This is a genomic window from Streptomyces sp. NRRL B-24484 (assembly GCF_000717715.1).
Taxonomy (GTDB): Bacteria; Actinomycetota; Actinomycetes; order Streptomycetales; family Streptomycetaceae; genus Kitasatospora.
On the sequence record NZ_JOAI01000055.1, the window covers coordinates 23,142 to 41,660 of the forward strand.

Here is an 18,519-nt window from a genome sequence, read left to right on the forward strand (position 1 = left end):
GCGCAGAGCCTCGGGAGGAGCCCCGGTGCGCCCCAGGAAGGAACCCACCCGACCGTCCCCGGCCGGCCCGCGCCCCACCGGGCCGAGGCTCCGGGTGCCGACCGGCGGCTGACCCCCGCCACCGGGGCCGGGCCCGGCGGCCGCACCGCGCAAGGGTGGCGGCCGTCGGGCCCTTCGACGTCCGGACCGGGTCACGCCCGTGCGGCCCGCGTCCGCCACGGCAGTTCGACCGTCACCGAGGTCGGCCCGCCGGCCGGGCTCTCCACCAGGAGGACCCCGTCCACCGCGCCCACCCGCTCGGCCAGGCCGGCCAGCCCGCTGCCGGTGCGCGGGTCGGCCCCGCCCCGGCCGTCGTCCCGGACGAGCAGCATCAGCCGGTCGTCGGACCGCCAGACGTCCACCGTCGCCGTCCGCGCCCCGGCGTGCTTGGAGACGTTGGTGAGCAGCTCGCTGACCGTGAAGTAGGCGATCCCCTCCACCGCCGGGTCCGGCCGCTCGGCGCCCTTCAGGTCCACGTGCACCTTCACCCCGCCGGGCACCGTGCAGCGGGCCGCCACCGCCGACAGGGCCGCGTCCAGCCCGCGGTCGGTGAGCACCGCCGGGTGGATGCCCCGGGCCAGGTCCCGCAGCTCGCGCAGGGCCAGCTTCACCTCGCCGTGCGCCGCGTCCACCATCCGCGCGGCGCCCGCGACGTCCTCCGGCGTCCGGCTCTCGGACAGCCGCTCCCGGGCCAGGCCGAGGTCCATCGCCAGCGCCACCAGCCGGGCCTGGGCGCCGTCGTGCAGGTCCCGCTCGATCCGGCGCAGGTCCGCCGCCGCGGTGTCCACCACCGCACCGCGGTCCTCCTCCAGTTCGCGCACCCGCTCGGTCAGCGCGTTCGGGCACAGCAGCACGCCGACCAGCATCCGCTCGACCGCCGCCAGCCCCCGCATCGCCCACGGCAGCACCGGCCAGCCGACCACCAGCAGCACCAGCGTCAACGTGAAGCCGATGATCCCCCAGGGCAGCAGCAGCACCCCGTACAGCACCGAGCGCCAGCTCAGCCCGTCCGTCAGGCAGGCCACCACCCAGCCCGCCGGCCCGGGCCGGACCGCCACCAGCGGACCGGCCTCCGGCACCTCCGAGCCCAGCGCGCCCCGGGCCCGCCGCCGCGCCACCGCCCCCAGCCACCGGCTGCCCGCCAGGCCCGCGGCCAGCAGCGGCAGCCCGAGCACCGTCAGCGCCAGGCCCAGGCCGACGCTGAGCGTCACCACCGTGAGGACGAAACCGGCGATCCCGAGCGGCAGGTTCAGCAGCATGTGCTGCACCTGCAGCCACAGCTGCCGCCCGTACAGCGAGGGCCGGGCCGCCTCCTCGTGGCCGACCTGGTCCTTCATCCGTGCACCGCCCTCCCGAGGACCCAGCCCCGTCACCGCAGGCGGACCGGGCGCCCCCTCGGCACCCGCCGTCCGCTGCCCGACCAGCATCGCGGGTCGCCGCGGGCCGCCGCCATGGGGGTGGACGCCGTCCCCGCCCGGGGGTTAACCCCACCCCCGGTGCCACTGCGGCGGGCGGGGCCGCCGGGGCGGGTGTCCAGCATGCGTCTTGCGGATCGGGCGGGTTCAGGAGTAGACGAGCGGTGCACTTAGACTCACGCCTGAGCAATGGTTATGAGCGCGTAAAGAGATCGGATCCCGCCCTGCGGCGGGCCCGGCCGATGTGGAGGCGAACGCATGGAGGGGCAGCTGGCTGCTGCCGGCACTGCCGCGGGCAGTGGCTACTTCGACGCGTACGCGGCGGTGGGCCTGCTCGCCGTCGTCGGCGTGCTGTTCGTCGCGGTGTCGTTCACCGCCAACCGCCTGCTGCGACCCGTGGTGTACTCGCCGGAGAAGCTGCTGGCGTACGAGTGCGGAGTGGATCCGGTCGGCGAGGGGTGGGCGCAGACCCACATCCGGTACTACGTCTATGCCTTCCTTTACGTGATCTTCGCGGTCGACGCGATCTACCTCTTCCCGTGGGCGACGGTCTTCGCCGCCGCGGGGTACGGGGCGGCGACGCTGGTGGAGATGTTCGTCTTCATCGGCTTCCTCGCGGTCGGACTGCTCTACGCCTGGAGGAAGGGCGTTCTGGAATGGACGTGACCCACGCCCACGCGCACGGCGGCGACGGCCCCGTGCCGCTCGGCATCCCCGACCCTGCCAACCCCGGTGCCGTCGAGCCGCGCCGGCTCGGCCCGCTGGCCCGGCTCGCACCGGACCCGGTCAAGGTGGTCCTCAACTGGGGCCGCCGCTACAGCCTCTGGTGCTTCAACTTCGGCCTCGCCTGCTGCGCGATCGAGTTCATCGCCGCGTCGATGGCCAAGCACGACTTCATCCGGATGGGAGTCATCCCGTTCGCGCCCGGCCCCCGCCAGGCCGACCTGATGATCGTCTCCGGCACCGTCACCGACAAGATGGCCCCGGCCGTCAAGCGGCTCTACGAGCAGATGCCCGAGCCCAAGTACGTGATCTCCTTCGGAGCCTGCTCCAACTCCGGCGGCCCGTACTGGGACTCGTACTCCGTCACCAAGGGCGTCGACCAGATCGTCCCGGTCGACGTCTACGTGCCGGGCTGCCCGCCGCGGCCCGAGGCACTGCTCCAGGGCATCCTCAAGCTCCAGGAGAAGATCGCCGCCGAGTCGCTGCCGCAGCGCTACACCGCGCCCGCCTCCGCACTCCGCCGCGGGCTGGTCGCCGGACCGGAGGGCGCGCAGTGACCGCCCCCGAGCAGCCCGGGACCGAGCCGGTGCCGGGTGCCGAGCCCACCGCGGCCGCCGACGCCCCCGCCCGGCAGCCGGTCGCCGAACAGCCCGCCGCCGAACAGCCCGCCGCCGAGCCGACCCCGGCCGAGCGGACGGCCGCCGGGATCGGCCCCTGGGCGAGTGCCACCGAGGCGTACGACCTGCTGACCGTCGACGTGCCCGCCGAGCACTGGATCGAGGCGCTCACCGCCGCCCGCGACGGCCTCGGACTCGGCTACTTCGACTGGCTGAGCGCCGTCGACGAGCTCACCGAGGGCTTCTCCGTCTCCGCCCACCTCGCCGACGTCTCCACCCCCGGCGCCGTCCGCCACCTGCTGGTGCGCACCCGGGTCCCGCGCGAGAAGGCCGCCCTGCCCACCGCCGTCGGCGTGTACGCGGGCGCGGCCTGGCACGAGCGGGAGACCCACGAGATGTTCGGCATCGACTTCGCCGACCACCCGCACCTGGTCACCCTGCTGCTCCCGGACGGCTTCGAGGGCCACCCGCTGCGCAAGGACTTCGTGCTCGCCGCCCGGGTCGCCAAGGCCTGGCCCGGCGCCAAGGAGCCCGGCGAGTCCGACCACGGCGACGGCCCCGCCCGCCGCAAGATGCAGCCCCCCGGCGTGCCCGACCCGAACGAATGGGGTCCGCTCAAGGGCACCCTGCCGCCGGTCGCCGAGCGCCCGGCCCGGGCCGCCCGCACCCCGCGTGCGGCCGGCGCCGGCCCCCGTGCCGCCGGTGCCGCTCCCCGTGCGGCGGCCGGGACCGCTGCCGGGGCCGAGGGCGCCGCCCCCGTCCGTGCCGACCGCCCGCGGCGGACCCGCTCGATCAGCGAGGGCTCGGTCAGCCAGACGGCACCGGAGGCACCCGCGGCACAGCCCGAGACGCCCGCCGCACCCGTGGCGCCTGCCGAGGAGCGGCCGCGCCGGACGGCCCGGACGCAGTCCTCGGACGCGCCCTGGCACGCACCCGTCCCGGCCCACGACGAACCCCCGGCGGAGCCCGGACCGCCCCCCGCCGCCGAGCCCACCGCGCCTGCGGCGCCCGCAGCGGCCGAGCCCGCGAAGCCCGAGCCCGCGAAGCCCGAGCCCGCGAAGCCAGAACCCGCAGAGGCCGAGCAGGCAGACCCCGACACCCCGCAGACCCCCGGCCAGGACGGAGACGGCGCGTGAACCTCCTCGACACGCTGCTGCGCTGCGCCGCCACCCTGGTGGTCTTCCTGGTGCTGCCGCTGGTGATCGGCCAGACCGAGCACAAGGTGATGGCGCACATGCAGGGCCGCCTCGGCCCGATGTACGCCGGCGGCTTCCACGGCTGGGCCCAGCTCGTCGCCGACGGCGTCAAGTTCGCGCAGAAGGAGGACGTCGTCCCGGCCGGTGCCGACCGGCGGGTCTTCCAGATCGCCCCGGCCGTCGCGCTGCTGCCGTACCTGGTGGTGCTGCTGGCGATCCCGGTCGGGCCGAACGGCTTCGTCGGCCGGGCGATCGACGCCGGCATCTTCTTCGTGCTGGCCGTGATGGGCATCGGCGTGCTCGGCTCGCTGATGGCCGGCTGGGCGTCCGCCAACAAGTTCTCGCTGCTCGGCGGCCTGCGCACGGCCGCCCAGCTGATGTCGTACGAGCTGCCGATGCTGCTCGCGGCCGCCTCGGTCGCGATGGCGGCCGGCACCGTGTCGCTGCCCGGGATCGTGGACGCCTTCCACTGGTGGTGGATCCCGTGGCAGGCGATCGGCGCCTTCGTCTTCTTCACCGCCGGCCTCGCCGAGCTGCAGCGTCCGCCGTTCGACATGCCGATCGCCGACTCGGAGATCATCTTCGGTGCCTACACCGAGTACACCGGCCTGCGGTTCGCGTTCTTCCTGCTCTCCGAGTACGCGGGCATCCTGGTGGTCTCCGGCCTGACCACGGTGCTCTTCCTCGGCGGCTGGCACGGCCCGCTCCCGGAGTCGCTCGGCTGGCTGTGGACGCTGCTCAAGACCTTCGCGCTGGCATTCGTGGTGATCTGGCTCCGGGTCACCTACCCGCGGCTGCGCGAGGACCAGCTGATGCGCTTCGCGTGGACGGTGCTGATCCCGCTCTCGCTCGTCCAGCTGGCCCTCACCGGCATCGTCAAGGTGGCGATCTCCTGATGGCTCTCAACATCCCCGGCACCGGCCTCGCCAAGGGCCTCGCCGTCACCCTGCGGACCATGACGCGCAAGAGCGTCACCGCGCAGTACCCCGAGGTGCAGCCCGTGCTGCCGCCGCGCTCCCGCGGCGTCATCGCGCTGCTGGAGGAGAACTGCACGGTCTGCATGCTCTGCGCGCGCGAGTGCCCGGACTGGTGCATCTACATCGACTCCCACAAGGAGACGCTGCCGGCCGCCGACCCGAACGCCCGCGCCCGCACCCGCAACGTGCTCGACCGCTTCGCGATCGACTTCTCGCTCTGCATGTACTGCGGCATCTGCATCGAGGTCTGCCCCTTCGACGCGCTGTTCTGGTCCCCGGAGTTCGAGTACGCGGAGACCGACATCCTGGAGCTCACCCACGAGCGGGACCGGCTGCGCGAGTGGATGTGGACGGTGCCCGCACCGCCCGCCCTCGACCCCGCCGCCGAGGAGCCCAAGGAGATCGCGGCCGCCCGCAAGGCGGCCGAGAAGCTGGCCGCCGCGGCCGCCCAGGAGGGTGAGGACGCATGAGCACCCTGCTCGCCGCCACCGGCTCGCTGGAGCCGGCCGCCCGGTCCTTCCTCTCCCCGACCGGGGCCGAGGTGGTCTTCCTGCTCGTCGGCCTGGCCGTGCTCGGCGCCGCCGTCGTCTCGGTGACCACCAAGCAACTGGTGCACGCCGCGCTCTGGCTGGTCGTCGCGCTCGGCGGCCTGGCCGTGGAGTTCCTGCTGCTCACCGCCGAGTTCATCGCCTGGGTACAGGTGCTGATCTACCTCGGCTCGGTGGTCGTCCTGGTGCTGTTCGGCCTGATGCTCACCCGGGCGCCGATCGGCCGCTCGCCGGACGCCGACTCCGGCAACCGCTGGGCCGCCCTGCTGGTCGGCCTGGCCTCCGCCGGCACCCTGGTCACCCTCGTCGCCGACGCCTTCCGCACCAGCTGGATCGACCTCACCGCGGGCGGCGGCTCCACCCGCGCCACCGGCGAGTACCTCTTCCGCCACTGGGTGCTGCCCTTCGAGGCGCTGTCGGTGCTGCTGCTGGCCGCACTGGTCGGCGCGATCGTGCTCTCCCGCAGCACCTCCGGCACGCTGCCCCGGCCGCGTGCCGGCAAGCTGCGGGCCGGCAAGCCCGTCGGCCGGCCCGCCGCCCCCGCGGTGGCCGCCGGTCCCCCCGCGACCGCCCCGACCGCCCCCGCGCAGGAGCGCTGACGCCGATGCACCTCGTCTACCCAGCCGTCCTCGCCGCGCTGCTGTTCAGCGTCGGCGTCTACGGCGTGCTCGCCCGGCGCAACGTCGTCCTGGTGCTGATGTCCGTCGAGCTGATGCTCAACGCCGTCAACCTCAACCTGGTCGCCTTCGACGCATGGCTGCGCGACGCCGTGCACGCCGGACAGGCGCTCACCCTCTTCACCATCACGGTGGCCGCGGCCGAGATCGGCCTCGGCCTCGCCGTCGTGCTGCTGGTCTTCCGCACCCGCCGCACCGCCGACGTCGACCGGCTCACCCTGCTCGGCGACCCGTCCGAGGCGGCCCCCGAGGCCGCCGCGACCGAGCCGGAGGGCCGGGCCGCATGAACCTCGCCCTGCCCGTCCTCGTCCCCGTCCTGCCCGCGCTCGGCGCGGCCGCGGGCCTCGCCACCGGCAAGAGGTACCCCGGCCTCGCCCGGCCGCTGGCCGTCCTGCCGGTCGCGGCCTCCGCGGTGCTCGCCGTGGTCGTCGCGCTGCAGCTCGGCACCGGCCGGAGTCTGGACGCCGCCACCCGGCTCACCCCGACCGGCGGCCCCGACATCTCGCTCGCCCTGCACCTGGACGGGTTCTCTGTCCTGATCTCGCTGCTGGTCGGCCTGGTCGCCACCCTGGTGCAGATCTACTCCACCGCGTACCTCAAGGACGACCCCCGCTACCCCTCGTACGCGGCGCTGGTCTCGCTGTTCACCGCGGCGATGTTCCTGGTGGTGTACTCCGGCGACCTGATCGTGCTGCTGGTCGGCTGGGAGGTCATGGGCATCTGCTCGTACTTCCTGATCGGCCACCACTGGGAGACGCAGGACGCCCGCTCCGCCTCGCTGAAGGCCTTCCTGGTCACCAAGCTCGGCGACGTGCCCTTCCTGTTCGGCATCTTCGTGCTGGGCGCCGACGCCGGCAGCTTCCGGATCACCGACGTGCTGGCCGCCGCGGGCGAGGGGCGGCTCACCCACCCCACGCTGGCCGCCCTGCTGCTGCTCGGCGGCGTCGCCGGCAAGAGCGCGCAGTTCCCGCTGCACACCTGGCTCCCCGACGCGATGGCCGGCCCGACCCCGGTCTCCGCGCTGATCCACGCCGCGACGATGGTCGCGGCCGGCATCTACCTGGTCGCCCGGCTGATGCCGGTCTTCCTGCTGTCGGCCGCCGCGCTGGTGGTGCTCGCCGTGATGGCCGCCGTCACCATGATCGGCTCGGCGCTCTGCGCCCTCGCCCAGGACGACCTCAAGCGGGTGCTCGCCTACTCGACCGTCGGCCAGCTCGGTTACATGGCCGGCGCCCTGGCCTCCGGCGACCGCGACTCGGCCGTCTTCTACCTGGTCGGCCACGGCGTCTTCAAGGCACTGCTCTTCCTCACCGCCGGCGTGGTCATCCACGCCGCGCACACCAACTCGATCTCCGCGATGTCCCGGATGCCCGACCTGCGCAAGCGGGTGCCGGACGCCTACTGGGCGATGGGCATCGGCCTGGTCGCACTGATGGGCCTGCCGCCGTTCACCGGCTTCTTCTCCAAGGAGTCGGTGTTCACCGCCGCCGAGCACGCCGCCCACGGCGAGGCGCTCACCCGCGGCGTCGGCCCCGCCTCCGCGGTGCCCGAGGCGGCCGGCTGGATCGTCCTGGTCGCCGCCGGCCTCACCGCGCTGCTCACCGCCGCCTACTCAACCCGGCTCTGGCTGGTCGCCTTCCACGGCCGCGCCGCGGTGCCGACCGCCGCACCGGCCGCTGCCGAGGCCGGCGCCCCGTACTCGCCCGAGATCGACGAGGCCGACCCGGCCACCGCCGAGCCCGCCGCGATGCGCTGGCCGCTCTGGGTGCTCGCCGTCCCGACCATGGCCTTCGGCCTGCTCGGGCTGCGCGACGACTGGCTGCCCTCGCTGCTCGACGGCGGCTCGCTGCGTCCCACCCCGGCCACCTCCGTCACCGGCACCGGCCTGGCGCTGGCCGGCGCCCTGATCGCCTACGCCGCCTGGCGGGCCGCCGGGGCACGGCAGACCGCCACCGCCGGGGCCGTGCCCGATCCCGGCCGGCTGCTGCTCGGCCCGGTGCACCGGTTCGCCCAGCACGGCTTCGGCGTGGACCGGCTGTACAGCGCGCTGTTCGTCCGCCCGACCGCGGCCGCCGCCCGGCTGGTGAACTTCCTCGACCGCGAGGTCGTCGAGACGTACGTCCGAGGCGCGGGCAACGGCACCAACGCGCTGGGCTGGCTCGTCCGCCGGGCCCAGACCGGCAACGCCCAGAGCTACCTGAGCGCGCTGCTCGCCGGGGCCGTCCTGCTCGCCGTCCTGGTGGCGGTCGGCACATGACCCTCGGCCCGCACCCGAATCCCGGCCGGAACCACGGCCACCCGACCCGACCCGCCGCAGCAGGAACCTGGAGCACCCGATGAACGCAGTCCTCATCGCCCTCCTGCTGCTGCCGCTGGCCGGCGCCGCCGCCACCCTCGTCCCGTTCGGCGCCGACCGTGCCACCGCGGACCGCCGCGCCCTGTGGTTCGGCACCGGCGTCACCGGCGCGACCCTGGCGCTCGCCGTCGCCCTGGCGGTCGGCTTCGACCAGGACCGGCCCGCCGTGATGCAGGGCGTCACGGACGTCCGCTGGATCCCGGCGATCGACGTCCGGCTGCACCTCGGCGTGGACGGCATCTCGCTACCGCTGCTCGTCCTCACCGCGCTGCTGACCTTCCTCTGCGCGCTGTACTCCACCCGCCGGCTGCCCGCCGGGGAGGGCGTGCCCTCCGCACAGTCCTTCACCGGCCTGCTGCTCCTGCTGGAGGTCGGCATGCTGGCGACCTTCGCGGTGCTCGACCTGGTGCTGTTCTTCGTGGCGTTCGAGGTCGTGCTGATCCCGATGTACTTCCTGATCGCCCGCTGGGGCAGCGGCGCGAAGGCGCCGGCCGCCAACCGGTTCATCCTGTACACGCTGCTCGGCTCGGCCGTGATGCTGCTCGGCTTCCTGCTGATCGGCTTCAACGCCGGCACCTTCGACATGACCCGGCTGGCCGCCGCCCACGGTGCGGGCCTCAGCCACACCACCCAGGTCGTCGCGGCCCTCGCGATCCTGCTCGGCCTCGCCGTGAAGGCCCCCGCCTGGCCGCTGCACAGCTGGCTGCCGGACGCGCACACCGCCGCACCGACCGTCGGCTCGGTGCTGCTGGCCGGCGTGCTGCTGAAGATGGGCACCTACGGACTCGTCCGGGTGCTGCTGCCGGTCGTCCCCGAGGGCGCCGCGACCTTCGCCCCCTACCTGGGCGCGTTCGCCGCCGTCGGCGTCCTCTACGGCTCGCTGGCCTGCCTCGCCCTGGCCCGGCAGGGCGCCAAGGGCGACCTCAAGCGCCTCATCGCCTACTCCTCGGTCGGCCACATGGGCTTCGTGCTGCTGGGCATCGCCACGCTCACCCCCGCCGGGGTGAACGGCGCGCTGTTCGGCAACATCGCCCACGGCCTGATCACCGGCCTGCTGTTCTTCCTCGTCGGCGCGGTCAAGGACCGCTACGGCACCTCCGACCTGGACACCCTGGCCGGCGCCACCGGCGCCGCCCTGTACGGCCGGGCCCCGCGGATCGGCGCACTGCTCGCCTTCGCCGCCGTCGCCAGCCTCGGCCTGCCCGGCCTGGCCGGCTTCTGGGGCGAGCTGCTCGCCATGTTCGGCGCCTTCGACCCGGCCGCCGGCCTCTCCCGGCCCGCCTTCGTGACGTACATGGTGCTGGCCGGCGTCGGCACCCTGCTGACCGCCGGCTACCTGCTGGTCGTCGTCCGCCGGGTCTGCATGGGCGACCCGGAGCAGCCCGCACTCGTCACCGAACTGCCCGACATCAAGGCGTACGAGGCGGCCAGCTGGACACCGCTGGCCGCGCTCACCCTGGTCGCCGGCGTCTGGCCGGCCCTGCTGCTCAGCCTGTCCGACCCGGCCGTCAAGCACCTGCTCGGGGGTGGCTGAGCCGTGATCAGCACCCCGCTCGGATCTCCTCTCCTGGGGCAGCCCGCCATGAACCCACTCGCCGTCGCCGACCCGGGCGGCCTCATCCAGTCCGTGGACTGGGTGGCCGTCGCGCCGCCCCTGGTCGCGGCGCTCGCCGCCCTCGCCGTGCTGGTCGCGGACCTCTTCCTGCCCGTGGGCCGCAAGCGCGTCCTGGGCTGGGCCTCGGCCGCGGGCCTGCTGCTGGCCCTCCTCGCGATGCTGCCGCTTGTGCGCGGTGACGCCCGCTCCACCTTCTGCCTGAAGGCCGCGGGCGGGGCGTGCAGCTACACCGCCGACCACTTCGCGCTGGCCTTCCAGCTGCTGGCGCTCGGCGGCGCGCTGATCGCCGTGCTGCTCTCGCTGCACACCGTGGACGAGGAGCGGCTGCCCGGCGGCGAGTACTGGTTCCTGCTGCTCTCCAGCGCCTCCGGCGCCGCCCTGCTGCCCGCCTCCCGCGACCTGGCGACGCTGATCATCGCCCTGGAGGTGGCCTCGCTGCCGGCCTTCGCCCTGGTCGCGCTGCGCCGGGACGGCCGGGGCGCCGAGGGCGCCCTGAAGTTCTTCCTCTCCTCGGTCACCGCGACCGCGGTCATGCTGCTCGGCGTCGGCTTCGTCTACGCCGCGACCGGCTCGATCCACCTCACCGGGATCGCCGACGGCCTGACCCACGTGCCCGGGCAGCTGAAGCCGCTGGCCGAGGCCGGCGCGGTGCTCACCCTGGTCGGCTTCGCCTTCAAGGTCGCGGCCGTGCCCTTCCACTTCTGGCTGCCGGACACCTACACCGCCGCGCCGATCCCGGTGGCCGGCTACCTGTCGGTGGTCGGCAAGGCGGCCGGCCTGGCCGGGCTCGCCCTGGTCACCACGATCGCCTTCCACCCGTACGGGCACACCTGGGGCCTGGTGCTGGCGGTGCTGGCCGCGCTCACCATGACGGTCGGCAACGTCGCCGCGGTCCGGCAGCGCGGCGACACCCCGTTCAGCGCGGTGCGGCTGCTCGCCTGGTCCTCGGTGGCCCAAGCCGGCTACCTGCTCGTCCCGCTGGCCGCCGCCGGTTACCAGGGCTCGCCGCAGCCGCTCGGCGCGACCGTGGCGTACGCGCTGATCTACGGCGTGGTCAACCTGGGCGCGTTCGGCGTGGCCGCCGTGGTGGCCAGGACGGCCGGCACCCGCCTCGACGACCACCGGGGCCTGTTCGCCCGCGGCCGCTGGAGCGCGCTGGCGATGGCCTTCTTCCTGCTCTGCCTGGCGGGCCTGCCGCCCGGCGTGATCGGCCTGTTCGGCAAGGTGGTCGTCTTCCGCGCCGCCGTCGACGCGAAGCTGGGCTGGCTGGCCGTCGTGATGGCGGTCAACGTGGTGATCGCCCTCTACTACTACCTGCTGTGGACGGCCCGGCTGTTCGCCCCGGCGGAGGCCGGAGCCGAGGTCCGGGCGGTCCGCACCCCGGGCCCGCTGGCGGCCGCGCTGGCGCTCACGGCGGGCGGTGCGGTGGTCCTCTCGGTCGCTCCGCAGCTGGTCCTGCAGGTGGTCGGGGGCCCGCTCTTCTGACGGCCCGGGGGCACCCGGGCGGTCCGCCCGGGGTGCGGCGGGGAACGAACGACCGGCATCCTTCCGTTGATTCCCACGAGGGTGCCGCCACCGGGCTCCCCGTCGCACCACCACGGAGGGCCTGCCGTGCACCGCCAGCACAACGGGTTGAGGACGGCCGTACTTCTCGGCGGCCTGTCGGCGCTGATCCTGCTGATCGGCAGCTTCTTCGGCCGTACGGGCCTGCTGGTCGCCCTGGTGATAGCGATCGCCACCAACGCCTACGCGTACTGGAACAGCGACAGGCTGGCGCTGCGCGCCATGCGGGCCCGGCCGGTGAGCGAGATCGAGGCCCCGCAGCTGTACCGGATCGTCCGGGAGCTCTCCACCTCGGCCCGCCAGCCGATGCCCCGGCTGTACATCTCGCCGACCCCGGCGCCGAACGCCTTCGCCACCGGGCGCAACCCGCGCAACGCCGCGGTCTGCTGCACCGACGGCATCCTGCAGCTGCTCGACGAGCGCGAGCTGCGCGGCGTCATCGGCCACGAGCTCAGCCACGTCTACAACCGGGACATCCTGATCTCCTCGGTCGCCGGTGCGCTCGCCTCGGTGGTGATGTTCCTGGTGAACTTCGCCTGGCTGATCCCGGTCGGCCGCAGCGACGACGACGAGGGCCCCGGCCTGGTCGGGATGCTGATGATCATGATCCTCGGCCCGATCGCCGCCTCGCTGATCCAACTCGCGGTCAGCCGCTCCCGCGAGTACCAGGCCGACGCCGACGGTGCCCGGATCACCGGCGACCCGCTCGCCCTGGCGAGCGCCCTGCGCAAGCTGGAGTCGGGCACCCAGCGGCTGCCGCTGCCGCCCGAGCCGCAGCTGCAGACGGCCAGCCACATGATGATCGCCAACCCGTTCCGGCCCGGCGAGGTCGGCGCCAAGCTCTTCTCCACCCACCCGCCGATGGGCGAGCGGATCGCCCGGCTGGAGCGCATGGCCGGCCGCTGACGCCGGGCCCGCGCACCGGAGCAGCCGGAGGCGCCCCCGCGGGGCCCCCGAGGTGGTCCCGGCCTCCCGGGGCGAAGCGGGTGACTCCGTCCACCGCTCCGGCGCGCCTCCGCCCGTCCGGGGACCCGGCTGGTACTGATGGGCCGGTTACCCGTTGAACGGCCGGTGGGCCTGGCGCGGAGGAGTGGTGCAGTGACGATTCTCCCGACCGACACCGATCACCGGCCCCCGCCGCGCGAGCCCCGCCGCAGTTCCGGCTCGGCCCGCCGCGGTGGCCGCGGACGCAGGCTGGTGGCCTGGCTGACCACCACCGACCACAAGCAGATCGGCACGCTGTACCTGACCACCTCGTTCGCCTTCTTCCTGATCGGCGGCGTGATGGCCCTGGTGATGCGGGCCGAGCTGGCCCGGCCGGGCACCCAGATCGTCTCGAACGAGCAGTACAACCAGCTGTTCACCATGCACGGCACGATCATGCTGCTGATGTTCGCGACCCCGCTGTTCGCCGGCTTCACCAACTGGATCATGCCGCTGCAGATCGGCGCCCCGGACGTGGCCTTCCCCCGGCTCAACGCGCTCGCCTACTGGCTCTACCTGCTCGGCTCGATCATCGTCGTCGGCAGCTTCTTCACCCCGGACGGCGCCGCCGACTTCGGCTGGTTCGCCTACACGCCGCTCTCCGGCGCGATCCACTCGCCCGGCATCGGCGGCGACATGTGGATCATGGGCCTGGCGCTGTCCGGCTTCGGCACCATCCTCGGCGCGGTCAACTTCATCACCACCATCGCCTGCCTGCGGGCGCCCGGCCTGACCGTCTTCCGGATGCCGATCTTCGTCTGGAACGTCCTCTTCACCAGCATCCTGGTGCTCTTCGCGTTCCCGGTGCTGGCCGCCACGCTGTTCGCGCTGGAGGCCGACCGCAAGTTCGGCGCGCACGTCTTCGACCCGGCCAACGGCGGCCCGATCCTCTGGCAGCACCTGTTCTGGTTCTTCGGCCACCCCGAGGTCTACATCATCGCCCTGCCGTTCTTCGGCATCGTCACCGAGGTCATCCCGGTCTTCAGCCGCAAACCGATCTTCGGCTACACCGGTCTGATCGGGGCCACCATCGCCATCACCGGCCTGTCCGTCACCGTCTGGGCGCACCACATGTTCGTCACCGGACAGGTGCTGCTGCCGTTCTTCTCGTTCATGACCCTGCTGATCGCCGTCCCCACCGGGGTGAAGTTCTTCAACTGGGTCGGGACCATGTGGCGCGGCTCGCTCAGCTTCGAGACCCCGATGCTCTGGAGCATCGGCTTCCTCGTCACCTTCCTCTTCGGCGGCCTCACCGGTGTGCTGCTCGCCTCCCCGCCGATCGACTTCCAGGTCTCGGACTCGTACTTCGTCGTCGCCCACTTCCACTACGTGGTCTTCGGCACCGTCGTCTTCGCGATGTTCGCGGGCTTCCACTTCTGGTGGCCCAAGATGACCGGCAAGATGCTCGACGAACGGCTCGGCAAGATCTGCTTCTGGACGCTGTTCATCGGCTTCCACACCACCTTCCTCGTCCAGCACTGGCTGGGCGCCGAGGGCATGCCCCGCCGCTACGCCGACTACCTCGCCGGAGACGGCTTCACGGCGCTGAACAGCCTCTCCACCGTCGGCTCCTTCCTGCTCGGCCTGTCGATCCTGCCGTTCCTCTACAACGTCTGGAAGACCGCCAAGTACGGCGAGAAGGTCACCGAGGACGACCCCTGGGGCTACGGCCGCTCGCTGGAGTGGGCCACCTCCTGCCCGCCGCCGCGGCACAACTTCGCCGGGCTGCCCCGGATCCGCTCGGAAAGCCCCGCCTTCGACCTCCACCACCCCGACATCGCCGAGTTGGACCGCCTGCAGAACGCCGTCGAACCCCGCCGCGAGCACCGCTGACGGCCGGCGGAGAAGTCGCCGAAGAAATGTCCGCCGCCGTGTCGATCCCGGCCCGTCCCGTTCGACGCACAGACGGAAGCCGGAACGACCGGCGCCCCGGCCCCGCCCCGGGCGGAGTCCACACCGAGGAAGGCACCACCATGCGCTTCATGCTGATCGTCAAGGCCAACGAGGACTCCGAGGCCGGCGTCATGCCGACCAAGGAGGCCATCGACGCGATGAACCGGTTCAACGAGGAGCTGATCAAGGCCGGCATCATGCTCGCGGCCGACGGTCTGCACCCCAGCTCCAACGGTGCCCGGCTCACCTTCCAGGGCGGGAAGGCGACCGTCACCGACGGGCCCTTCGCCGAGACCAAGGAGCTCATCGCCGGCTTCTGGGTGCTCGACGTGAGCTCCCGCGAGGAGGCCCTGGAGTGGGCCGGCCGCGCCCCGTTCGAGGACGGCGCGGTGCTGGAGCTCCGCAAGGTCTTCGAGGCCTCCGACTTCCCGTCCGAGATCCTCAGCCCGGAGATCGCCGCCAAGGAGCAGGCCTGGCGCGACGAGCACCAGAAGCCGATCACCGGCTGAACCCGCCGCAGCCGTCCGGGGCCGTGCCGCGCTGGCCGCGGAGGGTCCCGGACTGCTGTGATGGGGAGCTGTGACGGCACCCGACACCCATCGCAGCGTCGAAGCGGTCTGGCGGATCGAATCGGCCCGGATCATCGCCGGGCTGGCCCGGCTGGTCCACGACGTCGGCCTCGCCGAGGAGGCCGCCCAGGACGCGCTGGTCGCCGCCCTCGAACAGTGGCCCCGGACGGGGGTGCCGGACAACCCGGGCGCCTGGCTCACCGTCACCGCCCGCCGCCGCGCCGTCGACCGGATCCGCCGGGAGGCGGGGCTCGCCGAGAAGCTCCGCCTGGTCGGCCACGCGCTGGAGACCGACCCGCCGCAGGGCCCGCAGCCGGAGCACGCCGTCCTCGCCGACGAGATCGAGGACGACCTGCTCCGGCTGGTCTTCACCGCCTGCCACCCGGTGCTCTCCACCGACGCCCGGGTCGCCCTCACCCTGCGGCTGCTCGGCGGCCTGTCGACCGAGGAGATCGCCCGGGCCTTCCTCACCGCCGAAGCCACCGTCGCCCAGCGGATCGTGCGCGCCAAGCGCACCCTCGCCAGGGCCGAGGTCCCGTTCGAGGTTCCCGAGGGTGAGGAGCTCGCGCCCCGGCTGGCCTCGGTGCTCGAAGTCGTCTACCTCGTCTTCAACGAGGGCTACGCCGCCACCGCGGGCGACGACTGGATGCGGCCCGCCCTCTGCGAGGAGGCGATGCGGCTCGGCCGGGTGCTCACCGGCCTGATGCCCCGCGAACCCGAGGTGCACGGCCTGATCGCCCTGATGGAGATCCAGGCCTCCCGCACCCCCGCCCGGACCGGCTCGGGCGGCGAGGCCGTCCTCCTGCTCGACCAGGACCGCAGCCGCTGGGACCGGCTGCTGATCCACCGCGGCCTCGCCGCCCACGAGCGCGCCGAGGCCCTCGCCGCCGAGCAGGGCACCCCGCCCGGCCCGTACGCCCTGCAGGCCGCCATCGCCGCCTGCCACGCCCGGGCCGGGACGGCCGAGCAGACCGACTGGGTGCGGATCGCCGCCCTCTACACCGCGCTCGCCGCCCGCAGCCCGTCACCGGTGGTCGAACTCAACCGGGCCGTCGCCCTCGGGATGGCCTTCGGCCCGGAGACCGGCCTCGCCCTGGCCGACGAACTCGCCGACGAGCCCGCCCTGCGCGGCTACCACCTGCTGCCCGGTGTCCGCGGGGACCTGCTGGCCCGGCTCGGCCGGCACCGCGAGGCCGCCGCCGAGTTCACCCGCGCCGCCGACCTCACCCGCAACGCCCGCGAGCGCGCCGTGCTGCTCGGCCGCGCCGAGGAGAGCGCCCGGGCCGCAGCGGGCTGACCGTCCGCGGCCGGGTCCGTCGGGCAGACTGGACGGGACGTCATCCGGCCGAGGGGGAGCGGGACATGGGGGTGCGCGACGGCGCGCAGGAGATCGGCCGCCGGGCCGGTACGGCGCTCGGCACGGCCGCGCGGACGGGCCGGGCGAAGGCCCGCAACGTGGTCGGCGAGGGCGACTGGGTCCGTCGGGCGCTCGCCACGCTGCCGCCGCCCGAGGCACCGGCCACCGAGGAGTGGGAGGTGTCGATCGCCGCGCTGATCGGCCGCCACCCGCGCGTGCCCGGGCCCGCTGTCCGGCTGCTCCACCAACTGGACGGGCTCGGCCAGGTCGCCTTCGGCCCGGAGAAGGTCGGCTTCGACGGCGAGGACGTCCCCTGGACGAAGGTGCAGGAGCTGCGCCTGCACTCCACCCTCGACCTGCTGCCCGACGTCGTCCTCGACAAGGAGGTCGACCGGATCAGGGAGTTCCTGCCGCCGGTGCCCGGCCGGAAGTGGGTCGTCGCCCGGGCCGCCGAGGGCCTGCTGACCCTGGTGATGGCGGCCGCGGAGGCGGCCGAGGCGGCCGGCCGCGAGGAGCGGCTGCTGCCCTGCGAGATCGTCCACCGCGGGCTGCTCGGCCGGCCGCGGCAGCTCGGCGGCGGTCTGTTCGCCGCCACCGCGCTCGCCGCCCTGCCGGTCGCCGCCGACAGCCTGGTCGCCACCGCGAAGTCCCACGGGGTCCCGGTCGTCCCCGTGGAACCGACCGGGACCCGCGCCGACCGCGCCGAACGCCTGCGGGCCGCCTCCGGCCGGCTCCGCGACCGCGTCCGCACCCTCCTCGCCGAAGCCCCGGACACCCCGGAGATCCCCCACCCGACCGAGCCCCCGAAGGCGCTCGGCCGAGCGGAGGAAGGCCGGTGACCGCCCGTCAGGACTGCACGGGTTCGACCGCCTCCTCGTCCGGTGCCGGCTGCGCCGCCCCGCGCTGCCGCACCGGGACCCAGCGGCGGGCGCGGAGCGCCGCCAGGCGTCCGGCCGCGGGTTCCGTCCAGCGGGCGGCGAGCGGGCCGACGATCACCAGGATCAGCACGTAGGCGGTGGCCAGCGGGCCGAGGTCCGGTTCGATGCCGGCGGTCACCGCCAGCCCGGCGATGACGCGAGCGCCAGTGCCGGCAGCAGCACCGGCGGGATCGACGTCGGATCCGTACTGAGGCCGAAGAAGACGAAGAACACCGCCGCGAAGAGGTCCCGCAGCGGGCTGAGCAGCGTGTGCGCGCCCTCGGCGGCCTCGCCGGAGAGGGCGATGCCGACCAGGAACGCGCCGACCGCCGCCGACACCTGCAGCTTCTGGGCGATGCCGGCCACCAGCAGGGTGAGGCCGAAGACCACCAGCAGCAGCTTCTCCGGGTCGTCGTGCGAGACGAACTTCGACAGGTCCTCCAGCACCAGGATGCTGAGGACCACCGGGGTCTCCCGGTTGCCGAGCCGCCCCAGGTCGCCGAGCACCTTGGCGATCACGCCGGAGGAGGAGATCCAGGTGACGCCGGCCAGCACCACGGCGGCCACCGGGCCCCAGCCGAGCAGCAGTCCGGCGGCCGCGCCCGGCAGCGCGTTGAACGCGAAGTCGACGGCGCCGGCCGGGTACTGCTGCTTGAGGTTGGTCACCAGGTCGGCGGCGGTGTACTCCAGGCCGAGCATGAGCAGCAGCAGGACGACGCCGATCTCGGCGCCGGTCGCGACGAACTCCTCGCTGGAGCTGAGCGGCAGCAGTCCGCCGTGGCCGAAGGCCAGCCCGCCGAGCAGGTAGAGGGGTATCGGGGACTGCCCGTACCTGCTCGCGAGCCGGCCGAGCAGGCCGAGGACGAGGACGACGGCGCCGAGTTCGACGAAGACGGTGGCGGTGTGCACCCGATCACTCCCGTCCCAGGATCGCGGCGGCGGCGTCCACGCCCTCGCGGGTGCCGATGACGATCAGGGTGTCCCCGCCGGCCAGCCGGAAGTCCGGGCCGGGGGAGGGCACCGCGCCGGTGCGGCGGAGCACGGCGACGATGGAGACGCCGGTGGCCGTCCGC

At 73.9% G+C, this 18,519-nt stretch carries 16 protein-coding genes and 2 pseudogenes; 15 read left to right on the top strand and 3 right to left on the bottom strand.

The window, feature by feature from the left end; all coding sequences use genetic code 11:
* Positions 1-191: 191 nt before the first annotated feature.
* The gene (locus IE98_RS0135875) at positions 192-1,376 is read right to left on the bottom strand and encodes a sensor histidine kinase (protein ID WP_043175921.1); all 1,185 of its coding nucleotides are present in this window, start codon (positions 1,374-1,376) and stop codon (positions 192-194) included.
* Between the two features lie 336 nt (positions 1,377-1,712).
* On the opposite strand from IE98_RS0135875, the gene IE98_RS0135880 reads away from it, so the two are divergent.
* From IE98_RS0135880 to IE98_RS0135950, 15 genes and pseudogenes are all read left to right on the top strand, one after another.
* The gene (locus IE98_RS0135880) at positions 1,713-2,120 is read left to right on the top strand and encodes an NADH-quinone oxidoreductase subunit A (protein ID WP_030276103.1); all 408 of its coding nucleotides are present in this window, start codon (positions 1,713-1,715) and stop codon (positions 2,118-2,120) included.
* The gene (locus IE98_RS0135885) at positions 2,111-2,734 is read left to right on the top strand and encodes an NADH-quinone oxidoreductase subunit B (protein ID WP_030276105.1); all 624 of its coding nucleotides are present in this window, start codon (positions 2,111-2,113) and stop codon (positions 2,732-2,734) included. Before IE98_RS0135880 ends, IE98_RS0135885 begins: the two co-directional genes overlap by 10 nt.
* A gap of 200 nt (positions 2,735-2,934) precedes the next feature.
* A pseudogene (locus IE98_RS52715) lies at positions 2,935-3,234 on the top strand (NADH-quinone oxidoreductase subunit C); the annotation flags it as partial.
* Positions 3,235-3,926: 692 nt separating this feature from the next.
* Positions 3,927-4,886, top strand: a complete 960-nt coding sequence (nuoH, locus tag IE98_RS0135895) for an NADH-quinone oxidoreductase subunit NuoH (RefSeq protein WP_030276109.1) — start codon at positions 3,927-3,929, stop codon at positions 4,884-4,886.
* A complete protein-coding gene (locus IE98_RS0135900) occupies positions 4,886-5,437 on the top strand; it encodes a NuoI/complex I 23 kDa subunit family protein (protein ID WP_030276111.1) in 552 nt (183 codons plus the stop codon). The genes nuoH and IE98_RS0135900 overlap by 1 nt, the downstream gene beginning before the upstream one ends.
* Entirely contained in the window at positions 5,434-6,114 is a 681-nt protein-coding gene (locus tag IE98_RS0135905) for an NADH-quinone oxidoreductase subunit J (protein WP_030276112.1), read from the top strand. The genes IE98_RS0135900 and IE98_RS0135905 overlap by 4 nt, the downstream gene beginning before the upstream one ends.
* Positions 6,115-6,119: 5 nt before the next feature.
* A complete protein-coding gene (gene nuoK / locus IE98_RS0135910; RefSeq protein ID WP_030276114.1) occupies positions 6,120-6,479 on the top strand; it encodes an NADH-quinone oxidoreductase subunit NuoK in 360 nt (119 codons plus the stop codon).
* Positions 6,476-8,449 carry an NADH-quinone oxidoreductase subunit L gene (locus tag IE98_RS0135915; RefSeq protein WP_030276117.1) on the top strand — a complete coding sequence of 658 codons (1,974 nt, stop codon included), beginning with the start codon at positions 6,476-6,478 and terminating at the stop codon, positions 8,447-8,449. The genes nuoK and IE98_RS0135915 overlap by 4 nt, the downstream gene beginning before the upstream one ends.
* Before the next feature lie 79 nt (positions 8,450-8,528).
* On the top strand, positions 8,529-10,082 hold the full coding sequence (locus IE98_RS0135920; RefSeq protein WP_030276119.1) for a complex I subunit 4 family protein: 1,554 nt from the start codon (positions 8,529-8,531) through the stop codon (positions 10,080-10,082).
* 48 nt (positions 10,083-10,130) lie between these two features.
* Entirely contained in the window at positions 10,131-11,648 is a 1,518-nt protein-coding gene (locus IE98_RS0135925; RefSeq protein WP_030276121.1) for an NADH-quinone oxidoreductase subunit N, read from the top strand.
* Positions 11,649-11,774: 126 nt separating this feature from the next.
* On the top strand, positions 11,775-12,632 hold the full coding sequence (htpX, locus tag IE98_RS0135930; protein WP_030276123.1) for a zinc metalloprotease HtpX: 858 nt from the start codon (positions 11,775-11,777) through the stop codon (positions 12,630-12,632).
* Between the two features lie 192 nt (positions 12,633-12,824).
* On the top strand, positions 12,825-14,543 hold the full coding sequence (gene ctaD / locus IE98_RS0135935) for a cytochrome c oxidase subunit I (protein WP_052391434.1): 1,719 nt from the start codon (positions 12,825-12,827) through the stop codon (positions 14,541-14,543).
* Between the two features lie 149 nt (positions 14,544-14,692).
* Positions 14,693-15,112, top strand: a complete 420-nt coding sequence (locus IE98_RS0135940) for a YciI family protein (protein WP_234443806.1) — start codon at positions 14,693-14,695, stop codon at positions 15,110-15,112.
* 70 nt (positions 15,113-15,182) lie between these two features.
* Complete coding sequence (locus IE98_RS0135945) at positions 15,183-16,469, top strand: RNA polymerase sigma factor (RefSeq protein ID WP_030276129.1); 1,287 nt, start codon at positions 15,183-15,185, stop codon at positions 16,467-16,469.
* A 65-nt stretch (positions 16,470-16,534) separates the two neighbouring features.
* On the top strand, positions 16,535-17,368 hold the full coding sequence (locus IE98_RS0135950) for a hypothetical protein (protein ID WP_030276130.1): 834 nt from the start codon (positions 16,535-16,537) through the stop codon (positions 17,366-17,368).
* Between the two features lie 7 nt (positions 17,369-17,375).
* Here the strand turns inward: IE98_RS0135950 and IE98_RS43630 are convergent.
* Together IE98_RS43630 and IE98_RS0135960 are read right to left on the bottom strand one after the other, a co-directional pair.
* Positions 17,376-18,355, bottom strand: a pseudogene (locus IE98_RS43630) (cation:proton antiporter).
* Between the two features lie 4 nt (positions 18,356-18,359).
* Positions 18,360-18,519, bottom strand: a 160-nt coding sequence (locus IE98_RS0135960; RefSeq protein WP_030273050.1) for a cation:proton antiporter regulatory subunit, incomplete at its 5' end; no start/stop codon positions are given.

Coding starts and splice junctions, on each gene's coding strand:
- IE98_RS0135915 (WP_030276117.1), top strand. CDS start 6,476: ATGAACCTCGCCCTGCCCGTCCTCGTCCCCGTCCTGCCCGCGCTCGGC.
- IE98_RS0135875 (WP_043175921.1), bottom strand. CDS start 1,376: ATGAAGGACCAGGTCGGCCACGAGGAGGCGGCCCGGCCCTCGCTGTAC.
- nuoK (WP_030276114.1), top strand. CDS start 6,120: ATGCACCTCGTCTACCCAGCCGTCCTCGCCGCGCTGCTGTTCAGCGTC.
- IE98_RS0135950 (WP_030276130.1), top strand. CDS start 16,535: ATGGGGGTGCGCGACGGCGCGCAGGAGATCGGCCGCCGGGCCGGTACG.
- IE98_RS0135920 (WP_030276119.1), top strand. CDS start 8,529: ATGAACGCAGTCCTCATCGCCCTCCTGCTGCTGCCGCTGGCCGGCGCC.
- IE98_RS0135905 (WP_030276112.1), top strand. CDS start 5,434: ATGAGCACCCTGCTCGCCGCCACCGGCTCGCTGGAGCCGGCCGCCCGG.
- IE98_RS0135940 (WP_234443806.1), top strand. CDS start 14,693: ATGCTGATCGTCAAGGCCAACGAGGACTCCGAGGCCGGCGTCATGCCG.
- IE98_RS0135900 (WP_030276111.1), top strand. CDS start 4,886: ATGGCTCTCAACATCCCCGGCACCGGCCTCGCCAAGGGCCTCGCCGTC.
- IE98_RS0135925 (WP_030276121.1), top strand. CDS start 10,131: ATGAACCCACTCGCCGTCGCCGACCCGGGCGGCCTCATCCAGTCCGTG.
- IE98_RS0135880 (WP_030276103.1), top strand. CDS start 1,713: ATGGAGGGGCAGCTGGCTGCTGCCGGCACTGCCGCGGGCAGTGGCTAC.
- IE98_RS0135885 (WP_030276105.1), top strand. CDS start 2,111: ATGGACGTGACCCACGCCCACGCGCACGGCGGCGACGGCCCCGTGCCG.